Genomic DNA, 16,369 nt, shown 5'->3' with positions numbered 1-16,369 from the left:
GGAACCTTTGCCCGTCTCCAGCGTCACTTGAGGCGCAGGAGGCGGATGAGGGCATGAATAGCGTCCGTATCGACTACGTCGCGCTGACCACGGCCGATCTGGTCGGACGGGCGCAGGGCGGCGACCCGGGCGCCTTTCGCGCCATCATGCAGCGCGCCAACCAGCGCCTGTTCCGCGTCGCGCGCTCGGTACTGGACGATGAGAGCGAGGCCGAGGACGCGCTGCAAGAGGCCTATGTGCGCGCCTTCCTGGGCATTGGCCGTTTTCGCGGCGAGGCGGACATCGTCACCTGGCTGACCCGCATCGTGCTGAACGAGGCGCGCAGCCGTCTGCGGCGACGTAGGCCGGTCGTGGGGCTGGAGGCCGTGGAAGCGGCGCAGGCGACGATGGGCGAGATCATCCTCTTTCCCTCACGGTCGGGCGACGGCGGCCCGGAGAGCGACGCGGCCCGCAGCCAGGTGCGCAGTCTGATCGAGCAGGCGGTGGACGAACTGCCGCCTGCGTTTCGCGTGGTCTTCATCATGCGCGACATCGAGGAATGCTCGACCGAGGAGACGGCGGCGAGCCTGAACCTGAAGCCCCAGACCGTGAAGACGCGCCTGCATCGGGCGCGGCGGATGATGCGGCAGACGCTGGATGAGCGTCTGGAGTGCGCGGTGGCGGGCGCCTTCCCCTTCCTTGGGGTGCGATGCGGCCGGATGACCGATCGCGTTCTGGATCGGCTGGCGCAGACGGCGGGAACCTTTCCTGCGGCGTGAAGTCCAATGTCAGGCGGCCATGACGCCGTCAGACAGAGGAAGCGACGCCATGTTCAAGAGCTTTGTCTTCGCCGGCGCCCTGGCGCTGGCCCCGCTGGCCGGCGCCTATGCGCAGTCGACGGCCCCCAGCGACCCGCAGATCGCCCACATCGCCTATACCGCCGGCCAGCTGGACATCGAGGCGGCGGAGCAGGCCTTGGCCAAGTCGATGAACACGGAGGTTCGGGCCTTCGCCGAAACGATGAAACGCGACCATACGGCCGTCAATCAACAGGCCATGGCTCTGTTGCAGCGGCTGAAGGTGACGCCCGAGGCCAATCCCACCTCGACGGCGCTGAGCCAGTCGGCGGCGACCGAGCGGCAGCGGCTGGCGGGTCTGTCGGGCATGGCCTTCGACAGGGCCTATATCGACAATGAGGTCGCCTATCACCGCACGGTCAATGAGGCCCTGCGCGGCACGTTGATCCCCGGCGCCCAGAATCCCGAGCTGAAGGCCTTGCTGGAACGCGGCCTCGCCCTGTTCCAGGAGCATCAGGCCCACGCCGAACAATTGGCGCGCAGCCATGTCCAATGAGACCACAGCTGGGGCCGACCGGCGCGACGTTCTGGTCTATGCGGTGTTTCTGGCGGCCGGCGCGATCTTGCCGGCGCGAGCGCAAGCCGTCGGACGCCGCCATGTGGTCATCGTCGACAAGATGGCTTTCGGCCCCTCGCCGACTGGCGTGAAGGCCGGCGACACCGTCACATGGACCAATCGCGATATCGTCCGGCACACGGCGACGGCCCGCAACGGCACCTTCGATGTGGACCTGCCGCCGGGCGCCTCGGCCTCGGCGGTGATGAGGCGAGCGGGCGTCGTGGCCTACTACTGTCGCTATCACCCCGCCATGCGCAGCGAGATCAGCGTCGGGGCCTGATCTGGGCCGGCTCGTCGCCCAGAACCAGCTTGAGCGCGATGGCGACGACGACAACCCAGCGCAGCTCGTGCCAGTTCATGGCGATGCTCTCGGTCATCATGGTGATGGTGTAGGAGGTCATCATCGGCAGGACCAGCCACCCGGCGGGGCTGGTGTAGGCCGCCCAGAAGGACTGCGCCCAGATCTGCAGCAGGAAGAGGGCGAACAGGATGACGCCGCCCAGGCCCAGGGCGATGTAGAGCTCCAGCCAGCCGCTGTGGGCGTCGGCCGGGATGAAGTGAGCCTGATAGCCGATCCAGGCCTTGGGGCCGGTGTAGCTGGGGTCGTCCCACACCGCGCCATAGCCGAAGCCGCGCCAGGGGTGGTCGGCCATCTGCTGCATGATGCCGGACCAGATCTCGGTCCGCCCGGTCAGGGTGGCGTCCTTGCCCAGCAGGGCGAAGAAGGCGTCGGTTTCTGTCGCGATCAGCAGACCCGCACCGATCACCACCACGACCGCCAACCAGGTGGCGACGACGGCGCGCAGGGGGCCGGCCTTCACGATCGCCACGAAGCCCATGGCGGCCATCGACAGGACCAGCACCACCAGGGCGGTCTTCGATGTCGACAGGATGATGAGCATGAGGGGTATGACCGCCAGGCTGAACCACAGCTTGCGGCGTTCCGGCGCCATCATGCCCGCGGCGATGATGAAGACGGTCGTCTTCACCATGACGTTGCCCAGAGAGTTCTTTTCCAGCCACAGGCCGCGCCAGGCGCCGGGGAATAGCTCCTGCATTCGACCCATGTCCGGTACGAGCAGTCCCAGAAGGAAGGAGACTATGGCCAGCGCGGCCAGCGTGCCGGCGATGATCTCGGTCAGGCTCTTCCAGCTCCAGCGCGACGCCAGGGCGACGCCGCCAAGCGTAGTGAAGACCAGGGCCGGGATACGCCGGGCGGTGAGCTCGGGCATGATCGACCAGAAGTAGGTCGCGGCGGTGAGCAGCAGAAGCGCGACCAGGAGCGGCGAGCGCGCCATCCCCTTCAGCGCCCGGCCCGGACGCATGCACACCAGCACCAGAGCCATCAGATAGGCCGGATAGTAGAAGTTGCGCAGGAAGTCCGCCGACCGCGCGCCGTAGCCGGTCAGCGGCGCGCTCCAGAAGCCGACGTAGGTCAGGATCAGTCCGACCGAGGCGACGAAGGCCACGATGTCGGCCAGAGAGGCGGCGCGTACCAGCGGGAGGGAGGGGGCGGACGCCGGCGGCGGCGCCATCGTCCGCACATCTGCCCCTGATCTCCCCCTCATGCGGATGTCAGACCAAGGCGTCCGCCGACAGACCCTGCTTCCATTCCTTGAAGCTGACGGTCAGGGGCGGCGTGAAATCGGCGCGGGCCAGTTCGACGATCAGGGGGCCGATCTCCGAAGGATGAGGCAGGACTTCGGGATCTTCACCCGGAAAGGCCTGGGCGCGCAACTGGGTCCGCATACGGCCCGGATCGACGATGCAGGCGCGCACAGGCGTGCTCTCGATCTCGTCGGCCCAGCATTTGACCAGAGCCTCGGCCCCCGCCTTGGTCGCGGCGTACATGCCCCAGAAGGCGCGCGGGTGGCTGGCGACGCTGGTGGTCAGGTGGATGGCGCGACCGGCGTCGGAGGCGCGCAGCAGCGGCTCCAGCGAGCGGATCAGGCGGTAGACGCCGGTGAAGTTGATCTTCTCGACCTTGGCGAACTCGCGCGGCTCGGCGTGGGCGACGGGGGTCAGGCCCGACGGGCCCATGGTGGCGGCGGCCTGGACCCAGATGTCCAGCTTGCCGAAGCGTTCGAACAGGGCGCCGCCCAGGCGGTCGATGGCGCCGCCGTCCACCAGGTCGAACGGGACCAGGCTGGCGTGCTGGCCGGTGGCGGCGAAGATCTCGTCGTCCAGTTCCTCAAGCGCGCCCTGGGTGCGGGCGGCGGCGATGACGTGGGCGCCGGCCTTGGCCAGGGCGAGGGCGGCCTCGCGGCCGATGCCGCGCGAGGCGCCGACGACCAGGGCGACGCGATTGGCGAGGGGGAGGGAAGCGTTCTCGGACATGGCCCGCTGATAGCGCGGCCGGCCGTCCGGCGAAAGGCTCAGTAACCCGGCGCGGGCTGCCACAGGCTGAAGCTGACGCCCTGATCGTCGCTGACGACGGCGGACAGGCCCGACGGGCTTTCGGCCGGCACGGCGCATCGGCCGCCCAGTTCGACCACGCGGGCGCAGGCCGCCTCTATGTCATCGACGCGGAAGTAGAGATTGGGAAACGCCTTCTGCTCGCCCTTGGTGATCCCGAACGCAGGCTCCGACTCGCCCACATGGGCGTAGGTCGGGCTGGACGAGGTCTCGTCGAAACGCCAGCCGAACAGGGCGCTGTAGAAGGCGCGCGCCCTGTCGACGTCGGGAGTGTCGAGGGTGAAGTAGCCGAGCTGGATCATCCAGCCTTAAGCGGTCACCAGCAGAGAAAGTTGCCTGCCGCGCTGATCGCGGCCGCCTTCTTCGATTTCACGGTCCAGCAGGCGGGTCGGATAGTCGCCGGTGAAATAGTGGTCGGTGAACTGCGGGCTGGCGGGATCGCGCGGTCCGGCGCCCAGGGCGTCGTACAGGCCGTCGATGGAAAGGAAGCCGAGGGAATCGACCTCAAGCACCGCGCGCATCTCTTCCATGCTGTGGGTGGCGGCCATCAGTTGCGAGCGCTCAGGCATGTCGATGCCGTAGAAGTCGGGATAGAGGATCTGCGGGCTGGCCGAGCGCAGGTGAACCTCCTTGGCGCCCGCCGCGCGCACGGCGCGGACCAGCTTCAGCGAGGTGGTGCCGCGCACGATGGAATCGTCGATCAGCACGACGCGCTTGCCTTCCAGCGCGGCGCGGTTGGGGCTGTGCTTCATGCGCACGCCCTTTTGACGAGCGCCCTGGCTGGGCTGGATGAAGGTGCGGCCCAGATAGTGGCTGCGGATGATGCCCATCTCGTAGGGCAGGCCGCTTTCCTGGGCATAGCCGAGGGCGGCCGGGACGCCGGAGTCGGGCACTGGCACCACCACGTCGGCTTCGACCACGTGTTCGCGGGCCAGGCGACGGCCCATCTCCTTGCGGACCTCATAGACGGCGCGGCCGTTCACGACCGAGTCGGGGCGGGCGAAGTAGACGTATTCGAACAGGCAGGGACGGGCGGCGCGAGCGGCGAAGGGCTTGATCGAGGTCAGGCCGTCATCGTCGATGACCACGACCTCGCCGTGCTCGACGTCGCGCACGAAGGTGGCGCCGATCAGGTCCAGGGCGCAGGTTTCGGACGCCAGCACCCAGGCCTCGCCGACCTTGCCCAGCACCAGCGGGCGGATGCCCAGCGGGTCGCGCGCGCCGATCAGTTTCAGCCGCGTTTGGGCGACCAGGGCGTAGGCGCCCTCGATACGGCTGAGGGCGTCGATGAAGCGATCGACGATCTTGGCCTTACGGCTGCGGGCGATCAGGTGGAGGATGGCCTCGGAGTCCGAGGTCGACTGGAAGATCGCGCCTTCCTGCACAAGTTGCGCGTGCAAGTATTTGAAGTTGGTCAGGTTGCCATTGTGCGCAATGGCGATGCCGCCCTGGTCCAGATCGGCGAACATCGGCTGAATGTTGCGCAGGAAGCTGCCGCCGGCGGTCGAGTATCGGGTGTGGCCGATAGCGGCGCGGCCCGGCAGGCGCTTGCTCAGTTCGGCGTTGCCGAAGGCGTCGCCGACGAGGCCCTGGTGGCGCTCCGTATAGAAGAGTTCGTCGTGGACGCTGGCGATGCCGCAGGCTTCCTGGCCGCGGTGCTGCAGGGCGTGCAGGCCCAGCGCGACGATGGAGGAAGCCTCATTCTCTGGCGCGCCCCAGACCCCGCAGACGCCGCATTCGAGACGAAGCTGGTCGTCCTCCGGCTCACGCCAATGCTCACGGTGAACGACGGGTTCGGCGATATGGTGGCGCATCGTCAGGCTCCGATGTCCGGGGAAAGGTAACTCAATGGGCGGCGACGCGCACGTAGTCTGCGAATGCGTCGGGGGCAAGGCTCATTGAGACGAAAACCCTTCGCGGACGGAAGAACCGACCACGGGGGTGAGGGCGTCGGCGCCCTTTCCAAGCGTCGGCAGCACGATCTGGATGGCGCGGGCGGCGCCTTCGCTGACCGGGGCTGTGGCGGCGTCGGCCAGCCAGCGCGGCGGGTTGTCCTGCATGGCGCCCATGATGACCAGGTGCACCGCCCCGATCAGTCCCAGGGCGCGGATCAGGCCGACGCCGAGGCCAAGCGTCTGATCCAGCACGCCCAGGGCATGGCCGCGCGCGCCCTGCGAAATGGCCGAGCCGAGAAATCTCAGGCCGAAATAGAGGATCACGAAGACCAGACCCACGGCCAGCACAGACCCGGCCCAGTCGGGGTCGACGAGAGAGCGCCCGATCGGCGCCGTCCACGGCAGGGTGATCAGCGCCAGCAGCGCCGCCAGCAGGAAGCTGAACAGGGCCATGATTTCGCGCATGCCGCCCCGGAACCATCCGGCGGCGCCCGAGGCCAGCAGGGCCAGAATCACGAAGACGTCGTAGCCGGTCACGCGTGCTGTGGGCCTCAACGGGTTGGAGAACGCGCCTTAATAGCGGTTCTGGGAGATTCGCTCGACCGCGTCGGCCAGGCGGGTGACGACGGTAAGGGCGACGTCGCCCTTCTTCACCTTGCCGTTGGCTTGTGGCGGGGCAAAGGCGCGTTCGAAGCCGAGCTTCTTGGCTTCGCGCAGGCGGGCCTCGGCGCGGCCGACGGCGCGGACCTCGCCGGACAGGCCGATCTCGCCGAAGACGACGCAGCCCTGCGGCAGGGGCATGTCGAGCGCGGAGGAGATCAGGGCGGCGGCGGCGGCCAGGTCGGCGGCGGGCTCGTTGATCCGCATCCCGCCCGCGACGTTCAGATAAACGTCCTTGTCGCCGAACCCGAGACCGCAGCGCGCCTCCAGCACCGCCAGCAGCATGGCCAGGCGGCCGGAGTCCCAGCCGACGACCGCGCGTCTTGGCGTGCCGTATGCAGAAGGGGCGACAAGGGCTTGAATTTCCACCAGAACCGGGCGCGATCCCTCGATGCCGGCGAAGACGGCGGCGCCCGGCGCCCGGTCCTTGCCTTCGCCCAGGAACAGGGCGGAGGGGTTGGGCACTTCGCGCAGGCCGGCGTCGCCCATTTCGAACACGCCGATCTCGTCGGTGGCGCCGAACCGGTTCTTGCCCGCGCGCAGGATGCGGAACGGATAGCCGCGCTCGCCCTCGAAGCTGAGGACGGCGTCGACCATGTGTTCGACCACGCGCGGTCCGGCGATCTGGCCGTCCTTGGTGACGTGGCCGACCAGGACGATGGCCGGGCCGCCGTTCTTGGCCAGCCGCACCAGTTCGGCGGCGCAGGCGCGCACCTGGGTGATCGAGCCTGGCCCGGCGTCGTGCGCGTCGCTCCAGAGGGTCTGGATGGAGTCGATGATGACGATGTCGAAGGGGTCGCGCTTCAGCGTCGTCAGGATTTCGCGCAGCGCCGTCGCCGAGGCCAGGGCCACGTCCGCGTCGGCCACGCCCATGCGTTTGGCGCGGGCGCGGATCTGCTCGATCGCTTCTTCGCCTGAGATATAGGCGACCTTGGCGCCGTTGCGGGCGGCCTTGGCCGTGACCTCCAGCAGCAAGGTCGACTTGCCGACGCCGGGGTCGCCGCCCAGCAGGATGGCCGAGCCCGGCACCACGCCGCCGCCGCAGACGCGGTCGAACTCGGTCACGCCGGTGACGATGCGTGGCGGCTCGGGCGTGTCGGACTGCAGGGTCTCGAACTGCACCCCGCGCCCGCGCGCGGTCGAGGCGGGCTTCATGGCGCCCGGCGGGGCGGCCTTGGTTTCCTCGACCAGGACGTTCCACTCGCCGCAGGCCGAGCATTGCCCGGCCCATTTGGAATGAACCGCCCCGCAGGATTTGCAGACGAAGAGAAGAGAGTCGCGCGCCATGTGTCAGACGTAGCAGATCAGACGGGCGAGGGCAGGCCGGTTGGAGCGTGCTGCGTCCGAAACTGTCATAGGGTGACTGCGGGGTTGCGCAGCCGTCCACACAGCCGTCATTCTGCCATGATAAGGCCTTGATCCGACTCAACCGCCCAGAAGGCAATCGAATGACCCTGGAAAATCCCCCCGCCGTCGATCCGTCGCTCGTCGCTCGGGTCAAATACATCCTGACCCGGCCCAAGTTCGAGTGGCCGGTGATCGACGCCGAGAGCGCCACCATCAAGGGGCTGTTCACCAACTACGCCGTCATCCTGGCGGCTATTCCGGCGGTGGCGACCGTGGTGGGCCAGATCGCCTTTGGTCATCGCGGCCTGGTCGGACCGGTGCTGGCGGGCGCGCTCAGCTATCTGCTGAGCCTGGTCAGCGTCTACATCCTGGGCATGATCATCGACGCCCTGGCCCCGACCTTCGGCGGGACCAAGAACCCGGTGAAGGCGATGCAGGTCGCCGTCTATTCCATGACCCCGATGTGGGTGGCGGGCGTGCTGAACATCATCCCGACCCTGGGCTGGCTGGCCGGGCTGATCGGCCTGTACGGCTTCTATCTGATATACCTGGGCCTGCCGGTGCTGATGAAGACGACGGCCGAAAAGGCGCTGGGCTACACCATCGTCGTGGTCGTGGCGGCCATCATCCTGTGGGCGATCGTCTGGTCGCTGGTCGCGGCCGTGATCGCCAGCTTCGCCATTGTCGGCCTGGGCGCCGCTGCGTTCGCCCTGAGCTGAGACTGTGGAAGGGCTGGGGCCTTGGAGTCTCAGCCCTTGTAGACGCGCGGCACGCGCGGCGTGATCGAGGTCAGCAGCTCATAGCTGATGGTCCCGGCCGCCGTGGCCGCGTCGTCGATCAGGCGGTTGGCGCCGTAGAGTTCGACCGGATCGCCCGCCTGGACGTCCAGGCCGGTCACGTCGACGGCCAGCACGTCCATCGACACCCGGCCGATGATCGGCCGCATCTCGCCCGCGATGAAGACCTGTCCCCTGGGGCTGTAGGACCGCAGCACGCCGTCGGCGTAGCCGGCGCCCACGGTCGCCACGCGCATTGGCGTTTCCGCCTTGTAGCCTTGCGAATAGCCGACCGTTTCGCCGGCCGGCACGTCGCGCACCTGCACCGCCTGGGCGATCAGGCTGGCGACGGGGGCGATCTTCTCGTGCGGGCGACCTTCCGGCCCGCCGCCGTACAGGCAGATGCCCGGCCGCACCACGTCGAAGGCGAAGTCCGGTCCCAGGAAGCAGCCGCCCGAGTTGGCGAAGGAGTGCGTCACGCCCGGATAGCGGGTCACGGCGGCGGCATAGGCGTCGCGCTGGGCGCGGTTCAGCGGGTTTGACGGTTCGTCAGCGCAGGCCAGGTGGGTCATCACCAGTTCGAGGCCCTCGAACGGTTCAGGCGCGTCCTCGACGCGGAACCCCAGCCGGTTCATGCCGGTGTCCAGTTGCAGGGCGCAGGCGCCGCCGCCCGCCGCCTGCCAGGTCTGAAGCTGGGTTGGGTGGTTGATGACGGGCCGCAGGCTGGAGGCCTTGAGCATGGCGGCCGCGTCGCCGTGACAGCCGTCCAGAATATAGATGACCGGCTCGGGTCCGATCGCTTCGCGCAGACGCACGCCCTCGGCGGCGCGGGCGACGAAGAAGGTGCGTGCGCCCTCGGCCATCAGACGCTTGGTCACAGCGGCGGCGCCCAAGCCGTAGCCATCGGCCTTCACGACCGGATTGACCGGACGGCCCGTCACAGTCTCGAGCGTGCGATAGTTGCGGGCGAGCGCGTCCAGGTCGACGTTGAGGACGGCGGGAGCGAAAGCGGTCGAGGTCATGGGCTCGGTTATAGGCCGCTGCTCGGTCGGCGCCACCGCTTTGACGGCCTACTCGGGGATATCCGCAAAGGCGCCGCCGTAGCGGCCGTCGTGGGCCAGGTTGCCGAAGCGGGTGGTGTTGGAATCGAAGGCCAGCTTGACGATGCCGATGGGGCCGTGACGCTGCTTGCCGATGACCACCTCGGCCTGATGCTGCAGGCGGTCCATGTCTTCCTGCCACTTCAGGTGTTCTTCGGTGCCCTCGCGCGGTTCGGCGCGGCCCAGGTAGTAGCTTTCGCGATAGACGAACATAACGCAGTCGGCGTCCTGCTCGATCGAACCCGATTCACGCAGGTCGGACAGCTGGGGCCGCTTGTCCTCGCGGTTCTCGACCTGACGAGACAGCTGCGACAGGGCGATGATCGGCACGTTCAGTTCCTTGGCCAGGGCCTTGAGGCCGCCGGTGATTTCAGAGACTTCCTGCACCCGGTTCTTCTGGCCGCCGCTGTCGCCGGTGGTGACGAGCTGGAGGTAGTCGACCACGATCAGGTCGAGGCCGTTTTCCATCCGCTTCAGCCGTCGCGCGCGCGCCGCCAGCTTGGAGATGGACAGGCCGCCGGTGGCGTCGATGTACAGCGGACTTTCGCCGATCTCGATGGCGGCGTCGCGGATCTTGCCGAAGTCCGAGGCGTCGATCTCGCCCTTGCGCAGCTTGTCCGAGGACACGCCGGACGCATCGGCCAGGATACGCATTGCCAGCTGTTCGGCGCTCATTTCCAGCGAGTAGAAGGCGACGACGCCGCCATCGACGGTCTTGCGCCCGCCGTCCGGCGTCGGCTCCCAGCGATAGTTGCGCGCGACGTTGAAGGCGATGTTGGTCGCCAGCGCCGTCTTACCCATCGACGGTCGGCCCGCGAGGATCAGAAGGTCGGAGGGGTGCAGGCCGCCCAGCTTCTGGTCCAGGTCGTCCAGGCGGGTGGCCAGACCGGCCAGCTTGCCCTCGCGCTGATAGGCCTCGCCCGCCATCTCCACGGCGCCCGACAGGGCGTGGGAGAAGCTGACGAAGCCTGACGACGGCTTGCCCGTCTCGGCGAGGGAATAGAGGGTCTGCTCGGCCTGTTCGATCTGTTCGTCGGCGGGCGTCTCGGGGTTGGGCGCCTCCTTGATGATCTCGCCGCCGATGCGGATCAGGTCGCGGCGCAGGGCCAGGTCATAGACGACGCGGGCGTAGTCGGGGGCGTTGGCGGCGGGCGGCGCCCGGTCCACCAGGTCGGCGAGATAGCGCAGGCCGCCGAATTCCTGGAAGGCCGGGTCCTGCTTGAACCGCTCCATCAGGATGGTGGGCTCGGCCAGCAGGCCCTGACGGATGTGGTCCTCGATTGCGTCGAACAGCCGCTGGTGGAAGGGCTCGTAGAAATGGCTGCCGCGCAGTCGGTCCGACAGGCGCTCGAACACGGCGTTGTCGAACATCAGCGAGCCCAGCAGCGCCTGCTCCGCCTCCAGGTTGTGAGGCATGGACGACACCTGGACGGCGTCGTGGGGGGAGTCGTAGGGCATCGGGGCGAAGGCGTTCATCGGCATCATCAATAGACATAGGCGCGCCCTGCGTCAGACGCGGGCGCGGTCGTGGTCGTGGACAGTCGCCGACGCCTGTGGACGGGCGTGGAAAACCGCTGTCGGATCAGTGAGAGGCCGTCAGGCGCGGCAGGGGTAGCGTTCGATCATCCAGTCGCGCACGGCCTGGGTCACGGTGACGCGACGGCGGGCCTCGGGCATGGTCTCGAAGCGGGCGACAAGGCCCTCGGGAGTGATGCCGGTGCCCGAGGCGGGGATGCAGTGAGCCGGGCGGCGGCCTGCGGATACAGCCGAGGCCTGCTCGGCCTTGACCGTGCTCACGGCGCCGGTGACTTCGCGAATGAGGCGTCGGGTATCAGGGCGCATCATGGCCACGGCGCGGTTGCGCGGAATGTTCTGGCCGATGTTCAGAAACTGCTGGACGGTCATCTCGGACGACTGGGCCTGAGCCGTCGGAGCGGAGACGAGCAGCGTCACCGAAGCCAGAGGCGCGGCGATGAGGGCAAGAACGAAACGCGACATGCGGGGTAGATGCGCCCGCCGACGCCGCAGTGCAAGTGCGGCGGCGATCAGGCCGGGCAGGGATATCGCTCGGCCATCCATTCGCGAACGGCCTGGTTCACGCTGATGTGGCGGCGCGAGGCCGGGATGGCGTTGAACCGGTCCAGGATCATGTCGGGCGACAGGCTGATCTTGGCGCCTTGAGGAATGCAGGTCGCGGCCTGGCGGCCGGCGGCTGCGGCGGCGGTCTGGTCATCGCGCACGGCTTTGAAGGCGCCGTTCATCTCGCTCATCAAGCGGCGTGCATCGGCGCGCAGCAGGGCGGTCGGATTGCGCGGAATGCGGTTGGCGGAGGTCAGGAACTCCTGAACCGTCATGGCGGCGGCTGCGCCCGGCAGGGCGGACAGGGCGAGGGCGGCGACGACGGCGAACGCAGCGGGCTTCATGGCTTTCCTCTCGAGAGACGCTGAAGCCTAGCTCGCGCCTCATCAGAGAACCATGGCCGATGAACGCTGTCGGACATTAAGTTTTCGTCAGGCGCGGCGGCTGCGGCGCGCCGCGCCTGACGACAGGCGCACGCTCAAAGGCTGGGGAGGAAGCCTCGGGCGCGCGGCCTCACCACCTCACGCTCACGCGGGCGTAGCCGTAGCGGCCGTTGAAGCCGAACGGCGAGTAGTAGGGGAAGCCCAGCACGCCGTTGTTGTTGAGGTTGGCCGGCACGAAGTCGGGGTATTCGTCGAACACGTTCTCGACGCCGATGGCGAGGCCGACCCGGTCGGTGAGCTGGAAGCGGCCTTCCAGGTCGATGGTGGTCTTGTCGCCGGTCGAATAGTCGTTGGCGGGCACCGAACCGGGCTGCAGCACGCTGGCGTAATAGGTCGCCCGCGCCGTGGCGCCCCAGCGGCCCTGGCTCCAGTCGGCCGAGGCGGAGACCTTCGTATCGGGCGTGCCTTCCTCGATGGTGAGGATCCGCTGGCGCGCGAACAGGGTCGGGACCGGGTTCAGCACGGACGATGAGGTCGGCGCCCGGGTCACGCTGACGTCGTTGACGTTGGCGGCGACGGTGAAGTCCCAGTCGCCGGCCGTGTCGGTGCGCAGGCGATAGCGGCCGACGACGTCGATACCCTGCGTCTCGGTCGCCACGCCGTTGAGGAAGAAGCGCGCGGCCTGGACGCCCAGCGGGTCCAGCAGGCCGGCGACCTGCGGCGAGAAGCTGCGATTGATCAGCTCCGACAGGACGATCTGGTCCTCGATCTCGATGCGATAGGCGTCGACGGTGAGGTCGAAGGCGCCCAGACGGATCACGGCGCCGAGCGTGTAGTTGGTCGAGGTCTCAGGCTTCAGCGGGCGGGCGCCCAGGACGGAGGCGACCTCGCTGGTGGCCGGGAAGGTGCCGGTCTCGACGAAGCCGCCGTTCTGGACGACCGAGGAGGTCGAGGTGAAGAAGCTCTGTTGCAGGGACGGCGCGCGGAAGCCGGTCGACACCGAACCGCGCAGGGCGAAGCTCGGGGTGAAGTCGTAGCGCGCGGCCAGCTTGCCCGTCTGGGCGTCGCCGAAGTCGGAATAGTCCTCGACGCGCAGCGCGCCCTCGACCGTCAGCTTCTCGGTCAGCGGGATCTCGACATCGGCGTAGAGGGCGACGGCGTCGCGATCTTCATCCACCGCGTTCGAGGGCTGGAAGCCCACGAAGCCCTGGGCGCCGCCGGCCAGGGCGGTGTTCGAGCCCAGCGGGCCGCGGTTCCAGGATTCCGGCTGACCGGCGTCGATCTGGTAGTTCTCCTTGCGGGCCTCCAGACCCCAAGCGAAGTTCAGCGGGCCGCCATCGAGGCCGACCTCGAACTGGCGCGTGAAGTCGGCGCCGAAGACCAGCTGGTCATAGGTCAGGCCGCCTGAATCGAAGCTGGTCGGAGAGGCGGCACCATAGGTGGCGTTCAGCGAATCCTCGGTGCGGAAGTCCAGGGCGTTGCGGCCATAGACCAGGCTGAAGTCCGCGTCCCATCCGGCCAGGGTCCCACGCAGGCCGCCGGCGGTCGAGACGTCCTGAGAGTTGATGGCGATCTTGGGCAGGAAGCCGTTGGGGTAGATCGCCGGCACGTTGTTGGGGTTGTCCGACAGGCGCGGGAAGGCGGCCGAGGTGCTGTCCCGCTCCTGATAGCCGGCCCAGCCGTAGGCTTCCCAGTCTGCGCTCAACGGCTTGCCCGCGTTGGCGAAGACGGTCCACTGCTCGACCTTGGGGTCGCCGAAGCGGGCGGTGACGGCGCCGTTGGCGGCGGGCCGCGGATCGAAGTCCGAGCGGTTGGTCGGGTCGCGGTCGGAATATTCCGCAGACAGGGTCAGGAAGCCGTCCGAGCCCAGTCCGAAGCCCTGCCAGGCCGAGGCGGTGACGGCGCGGCCGTCTTCTTCATCGCGCTTGCCGCGCGCGGTCTCCACATCCGTGAAATACTGGCCGTAGGTGACGCTGGCGCCGCCGCCCTCGCGGGCTTCCTTCAGGCGCAGGTTGATGACCCCGGCGATGGCGTCCGAGCCGTATTGCGCCGACGCGCCGTCGCGCAGCACCTCGACCCGGTCCAGGGCGGTGCTGGGGATGGCGTTGAGGTCCACGGCGGCCGAGCCGCGCCCGACCGTGCCGTTGACGTTGACCAGGGCGGAGGCGTGGCGGCGCGTGCCGTTGAGCAGCACCAGGGTCTGGTCGGGCGACAGGCCGCGCAGGGTGGCGGGGCGAATGGAGTCGGTGCCGTCGTTGGCGGCCGGCCGCTGGAAGGTCAGGGACGGCACCGTCTGGGCGAGGGCGGCGGCGAACTCGGTCGTGCCGCGGTTCTGCAGGGTCTCGGCCGTCACCACGTCGACGGGCGCCAGGGTGTCGAGGCGCGAGCGCGCCGGGGCGCGGGTGCCTGTCACCACGATGTCGTCGACGGAGGTGATTTCGTCAGGCGCCGGCGCGTCGGGCGCGGTCTGGGCGCTGGCGGCGCCGGCGATCATCAGGGCGGCGCCGGATGCGGCGGCCAGAAGGGCGGGGCGGCGGGGGAAGCGGGAGGTCATCTCGAGAGGTCGTCTTTTCTGATTGGGCGCGGGCCTGTGATCGCCGCCGAGGGAGGACGGGCGTCGGGCGCGTCGGGAAGAGGAATTCCGAAGGCGTGCTGAAACCGCAGACCGGCGGCGGACCGGTCGGGGCGGGTGGTTTCAGGGTCGCGGGCCTGGACATCGCGGCGGTCTGGCGACCGGGCGATGCAGGCGGGCGTAAAAGCCGGGGCGCATCGTCATCTCCTGCCCGTCAACGGCGACGGGCCATGGCGATATTGCGGTGCGAAAGCGGCGACGCCTATCGAGATTGTGTGAGGGACCGTTTAGGTTAGCTAAACCCTCACCCATCGGTCGCGCGCAAGAAAAAGGGGCGCCTCCTTGCGGAAGCGCCCCTGGATCATCTCGCCGAAGCGACAGGATCAGGCTTCGTCGCCGAAGCCTTCCTGTTGGCCGGCGCCGCCTTCCAGCAGCTCCTGAGCGGCCTGATCAGCAGCTTGACGCTCGTCGTCGAACTGGCTGCGGATCACGTCCTCGCCCTTGGCCTGACGCTCGGCTTCGTCGGCCGAACGGGCGATGTTGATCTTGACGGTGGCCGAGACCTCGGGGTGCAGGCGGACCAGCACCTCGTGGACGCCCAGCGTCTTGATCGCCGTGTTCAGCACGACCTGCGAGCGCTCGACCTTGCCGCCTTCGGCGCGAACGGCCTCAGCGACGTCGCGACCGGCGACCGAGCCGTACAGCTGGCCGGTTTCGCCAGCCTGACGGATCATGACGTAGCTCTGACCGTCGATCTTGTCGGCGATCTTCTGAGCGTCGGCCTTGTTCTTCTCGTTGCGCTGCTCGATGGCGGCGCGTTCGATTTCGAAGGCCTTCAGGTTGGCTTCCGTGGCGCGGCGAGCCTTGTCGCGCGGCAGAAGGAAGTTACGGGCGAAACCGTCCTTGACAGTGACGACGTCGCCGATGGCGCCGAGGTTCTCGACGCGTTCCAGCAGAACGACCTTCATCTTACTTCACCACGTACGGCAGCAGGGCCAGGTAGCGGGCGCGCTTGATGGCCTTGGCCAGTTCGCGTTGCTTCTTGGCGGAAACGGCGGTGATGCGCGAAGGCACGATCTTGCCGCGTTCGGAGACGTAACGCTGCAGCAGCTTCACGTCCTTGTAGTCGATCTTCGGCGCGTTGGCGCCCGAGAACGGGCACACCTTGCGGCGACGATAGAAGGGGCGACGGGCCGGGCCGGAGCCGGCCGGAGCGCCCGGGATGGGGGCAGTCGTATCGGTCATGATCCGGTTCCTTATTCCGAAGCCGCGGCGTCTTCGCCGCGCGGGGCGCTGCGGTCACGCTCGCGTTCGCGGCGGGCCAGCAGGGGCGACAGCTCCAGGTCGAGTTCCTCGACGCGGATGGTCAGCCAGCGCAGCACGTCTTCGTTGATCGACAGCTGGCGCTCGACTTCGGCCATGGCGGCCGGCGGGCAGTCGACGGCCATCAGCGAATAGTGAGCCTTGCGGTTCTTCTTGACCCGGTAGGTCAGGTTGCGCAGACCCCAGTACTCGATCTTGGCGACGGAGCCGCCGTTTTCTTCGATCAGAGCCTTGATGGTGTCGTTCAGCGCTTCGGCCTGTTGCGCCGAGATATCCTGGCGCGTCATGACCGTGTGCTCGTAAAGAGCCATGCGGTATTCTCCCTTGGCGGACATCGGCGCAGGCGAACCGGGTAGTTCGTCCACGATGGCTCCTGATGCGGCGGACGGGAGTTTCCCGACCCTTTGACGTTCCGCAGCAGGAC

At 68.2% G+C, this 16,369-nt stretch carries 18 protein-coding genes; 4 read left to right on the top strand and 14 right to left on the bottom strand.

What is annotated here, in order from left to right; translation table 11 throughout:
- The first annotated feature begins 53 nt into the window (after positions 1–53).
- From H9656_RS04550 to H9656_RS04540, 3 genes are read left to right on the top strand one after another with little or no spacing between them, the layout of a single operon-like run.
- Positions 54–758: an RNA polymerase sigma factor gene (locus H9656_RS04550; RefSeq protein WP_191743046.1), complete on the top strand. Its 705-nt coding sequence runs from the start codon at positions 54–56 to the stop codon at positions 756–758.
- Positions 759–807: 49 nt separating this feature from the next.
- A complete protein-coding gene (locus H9656_RS04545) occupies positions 808–1,332 on the top strand; it encodes a DUF4142 domain-containing protein (protein WP_191743045.1) in 525 nt (174 codons plus the stop codon).
- The gene (locus tag H9656_RS04540) at positions 1,322–1,675 is read left to right on the top strand and encodes a cupredoxin domain-containing protein (RefSeq protein WP_191743044.1); all 354 of its coding nucleotides are present in this window, start codon (positions 1,322–1,324) and stop codon (positions 1,673–1,675) included. Before H9656_RS04545 ends, H9656_RS04540 begins: the two co-directional genes overlap by 11 nt.
- Here H9656_RS04540 and H9656_RS04535 read toward each other — a convergent pair.
- The 6 genes from H9656_RS04535 to radA form a co-directional block, all read right to left on the bottom strand.
- Positions 1,659–2,930, bottom strand: a complete 1,272-nt coding sequence (locus H9656_RS04535; RefSeq protein ID WP_225212222.1) for an O-antigen ligase family protein — start codon at positions 2,928–2,930, stop codon at positions 1,659–1,661. The genes H9656_RS04540 and H9656_RS04535 overlap by 17 nt on opposite strands.
- 40 nt (positions 2,931–2,970) lie before the next feature.
- Positions 2,971–3,732, bottom strand: a complete 762-nt coding sequence (locus H9656_RS04530) for an SDR family NAD(P)-dependent oxidoreductase (protein WP_191743042.1) — start codon at positions 3,730–3,732, stop codon at positions 2,971–2,973.
- 38 nt (positions 3,733–3,770) lie between these two features.
- Positions 3,771–4,112 (bottom strand): VOC family protein, encoded by a 342-nt coding sequence (locus H9656_RS04525; protein ID WP_191743041.1) that lies wholly within the window; start codon positions 4,110–4,112, stop codon positions 3,771–3,773.
- A gap of 6 nt (positions 4,113–4,118) precedes the next feature.
- Positions 4,119–5,624, bottom strand: coding sequence for an amidophosphoribosyltransferase (purF, locus tag H9656_RS04520; protein ID WP_191743040.1), 1,506 nt, complete (start codon positions 5,622–5,624; stop codon positions 4,119–4,121).
- Between the two features lie 81 nt (positions 5,625–5,705).
- Entirely contained in the window at positions 5,706–6,242 is a 537-nt protein-coding gene (locus H9656_RS04515) for a CvpA family protein (RefSeq protein ID WP_191743039.1), read from the bottom strand.
- 36 nt (positions 6,243–6,278) lie between these two features.
- Positions 6,279–7,652, bottom strand: coding sequence for a DNA repair protein RadA (radA, locus tag H9656_RS04510; protein ID WP_191743038.1), 1,374 nt, complete (start codon positions 7,650–7,652; stop codon positions 6,279–6,281).
- Between the two features lie 161 nt (positions 7,653–7,813).
- Between radA and H9656_RS04505 the strand changes: the two genes are divergently transcribed.
- Complete coding sequence (locus H9656_RS04505; protein WP_191743037.1) at positions 7,814–8,431, top strand: Yip1 family protein; 618 nt, start codon at positions 7,814–7,816, stop codon at positions 8,429–8,431.
- A 29-nt stretch (positions 8,432–8,460) separates the two neighbouring features.
- Here H9656_RS04505 and alr read toward each other — a convergent pair whose 3' ends face one another.
- The 8 genes from alr to rpsF form a co-directional block, all read right to left on the bottom strand.
- Positions 8,461–9,510, bottom strand: coding sequence for an alanine racemase (alr, locus tag H9656_RS04500; protein WP_191743036.1), 1,050 nt, complete (start codon positions 9,508–9,510; stop codon positions 8,461–8,463).
- Positions 9,511–9,558: 48 nt separating this feature from the next.
- Complete coding sequence (locus H9656_RS04495; protein ID WP_191743035.1) at positions 9,559–11,064, bottom strand: replicative DNA helicase; 1,506 nt, start codon at positions 11,062–11,064, stop codon at positions 9,559–9,561.
- 120 nt (positions 11,065–11,184) lie between these two features.
- Positions 11,185–11,586 carry a hypothetical protein gene (locus H9656_RS04490; protein WP_191743034.1) on the bottom strand — a complete coding sequence of 134 codons (402 nt, stop codon included), beginning with the start codon at positions 11,584–11,586 and terminating at the stop codon, positions 11,185–11,187.
- A 47-nt stretch (positions 11,587–11,633) separates the two neighbouring features.
- A complete protein-coding gene (locus H9656_RS04485; RefSeq protein ID WP_191743033.1) occupies positions 11,634–12,011 on the bottom strand; it encodes a hypothetical protein in 378 nt (125 codons plus the stop codon).
- A gap of 169 nt (positions 12,012–12,180) precedes the next feature.
- The gene (locus H9656_RS04480; protein WP_191743032.1) at positions 12,181–14,604 is read right to left on the bottom strand and encodes a TonB-dependent receptor plug domain-containing protein; all 2,424 of its coding nucleotides are present in this window, start codon (positions 14,602–14,604) and stop codon (positions 12,181–12,183) included.
- Positions 14,605–15,005: 401 nt separating this feature from the next.
- Positions 15,006–15,590 carry a 50S ribosomal protein L9 gene (gene rplI, locus H9656_RS04475; RefSeq protein ID WP_191743031.1) on the bottom strand — a complete coding sequence of 195 codons (585 nt, stop codon included), beginning with the start codon at positions 15,588–15,590 and terminating at the stop codon, positions 15,006–15,008.
- Position 15,591: 1 nt separating this feature from the next.
- Positions 15,592–15,867, bottom strand: coding sequence for a 30S ribosomal protein S18 (gene rpsR, locus H9656_RS04470; protein ID WP_003167100.1), 276 nt, complete (start codon positions 15,865–15,867; stop codon positions 15,592–15,594).
- A gap of 11 nt (positions 15,868–15,878) precedes the next feature.
- The gene (gene rpsF, locus H9656_RS04465; protein WP_035283764.1) at positions 15,879–16,256 is read right to left on the bottom strand and encodes a 30S ribosomal protein S6; all 378 of its coding nucleotides are present in this window, start codon (positions 16,254–16,256) and stop codon (positions 15,879–15,881) included.
- Between the last annotated feature and the right edge of the window lie 113 nt (positions 16,257–16,369).

This window comes from Brevundimonas guildfordensis (assembly GCF_014836405.1).
In the GTDB taxonomy this organism is placed as follows: Bacteria; Pseudomonadota; Alphaproteobacteria; order Caulobacterales; family Caulobacteraceae; genus Brevundimonas; species Brevundimonas guildfordensis.
The sequence above is the reverse complement of the archived record's forward strand: the minus strand, read 5'-3'. Positions and strand labels throughout refer to the sequence as shown.

Bases quoted from the DNA above. Each gene is read 5' to 3' on its own strand.
- H9656_RS04550 (WP_191743046.1), top strand. From the start codon at position 54: ATGAATAGCGTCCGTATCGACTACGTCGCGCTGACCACGGCCGATCTG.
- H9656_RS04545 (WP_191743045.1), top strand. From the start codon at position 808: ATGTTCAAGAGCTTTGTCTTCGCCGGCGCCCTGGCGCTGGCCCCGCTG.
- H9656_RS04540 (WP_191743044.1), top strand. From the start codon at position 1,322: ATGTCCAATGAGACCACAGCTGGGGCCGACCGGCGCGACGTTCTGGTC.
- H9656_RS04535 (WP_225212222.1), bottom strand. From the start codon at position 2,930: ATGGCGCCGCCGCCGGCGTCCGCCCCCTCCCTCCCGCTGGTACGCGCC.
- H9656_RS04530 (WP_191743042.1), bottom strand. From the start codon at position 3,732: ATGTCCGAGAACGCTTCCCTCCCCCTCGCCAATCGCGTCGCCCTGGTC.
- H9656_RS04525 (WP_191743041.1), bottom strand. From the start codon at position 4,112: ATGATCCAGCTCGGCTACTTCACCCTCGACACTCCCGACGTCGACAGG.
- purF (WP_191743040.1), bottom strand. From the start codon at position 5,624: ATGCGCCACCATATCGCCGAACCCGTCGTTCACCGTGAGCATTGGCGT.
- radA (WP_191743038.1), bottom strand. From the start codon at position 7,652: ATGGCGCGCGACTCTCTTCTCTTCGTCTGCAAATCCTGCGGGGCGGTT.
- H9656_RS04505 (WP_191743037.1), top strand. From the start codon at position 7,814: ATGACCCTGGAAAATCCCCCCGCCGTCGATCCGTCGCTCGTCGCTCGG.
- alr (WP_191743036.1), bottom strand. From the start codon at position 9,510: ATGACCTCGACCGCTTTCGCTCCCGCCGTCCTCAACGTCGACCTGGAC.
- H9656_RS04495 (WP_191743035.1), bottom strand. From the start codon at position 11,064: ATGAACGCCTTCGCCCCGATGCCCTACGACTCCCCCCACGACGCCGTC.
- H9656_RS04490 (WP_191743034.1), bottom strand. From the start codon at position 11,586: ATGTCGCGTTTCGTTCTTGCCCTCATCGCCGCGCCTCTGGCTTCGGTG.
- H9656_RS04485 (WP_191743033.1), bottom strand. From the start codon at position 12,011: ATGAAGCCCGCTGCGTTCGCCGTCGTCGCCGCCCTCGCCCTGTCCGCC.
- H9656_RS04480 (WP_191743032.1), bottom strand. From the start codon at position 14,604: ATGACCTCCCGCTTCCCCCGCCGCCCCGCCCTTCTGGCCGCCGCATCC.
- rplI (WP_191743031.1), bottom strand. From the start codon at position 15,590: ATGAAGGTCGTTCTGCTGGAACGCGTCGAGAACCTCGGCGCCATCGGC.
- rpsR (WP_003167100.1), bottom strand. From the start codon at position 15,867: ATGACCGATACGACTGCCCCCATCCCGGGCGCTCCGGCCGGCTCCGGC.
- rpsF (WP_035283764.1), bottom strand. From the start codon at position 16,256: ATGGCTCTTTACGAGCACACGGTCATGACGCGCCAGGATATCTCGGCG.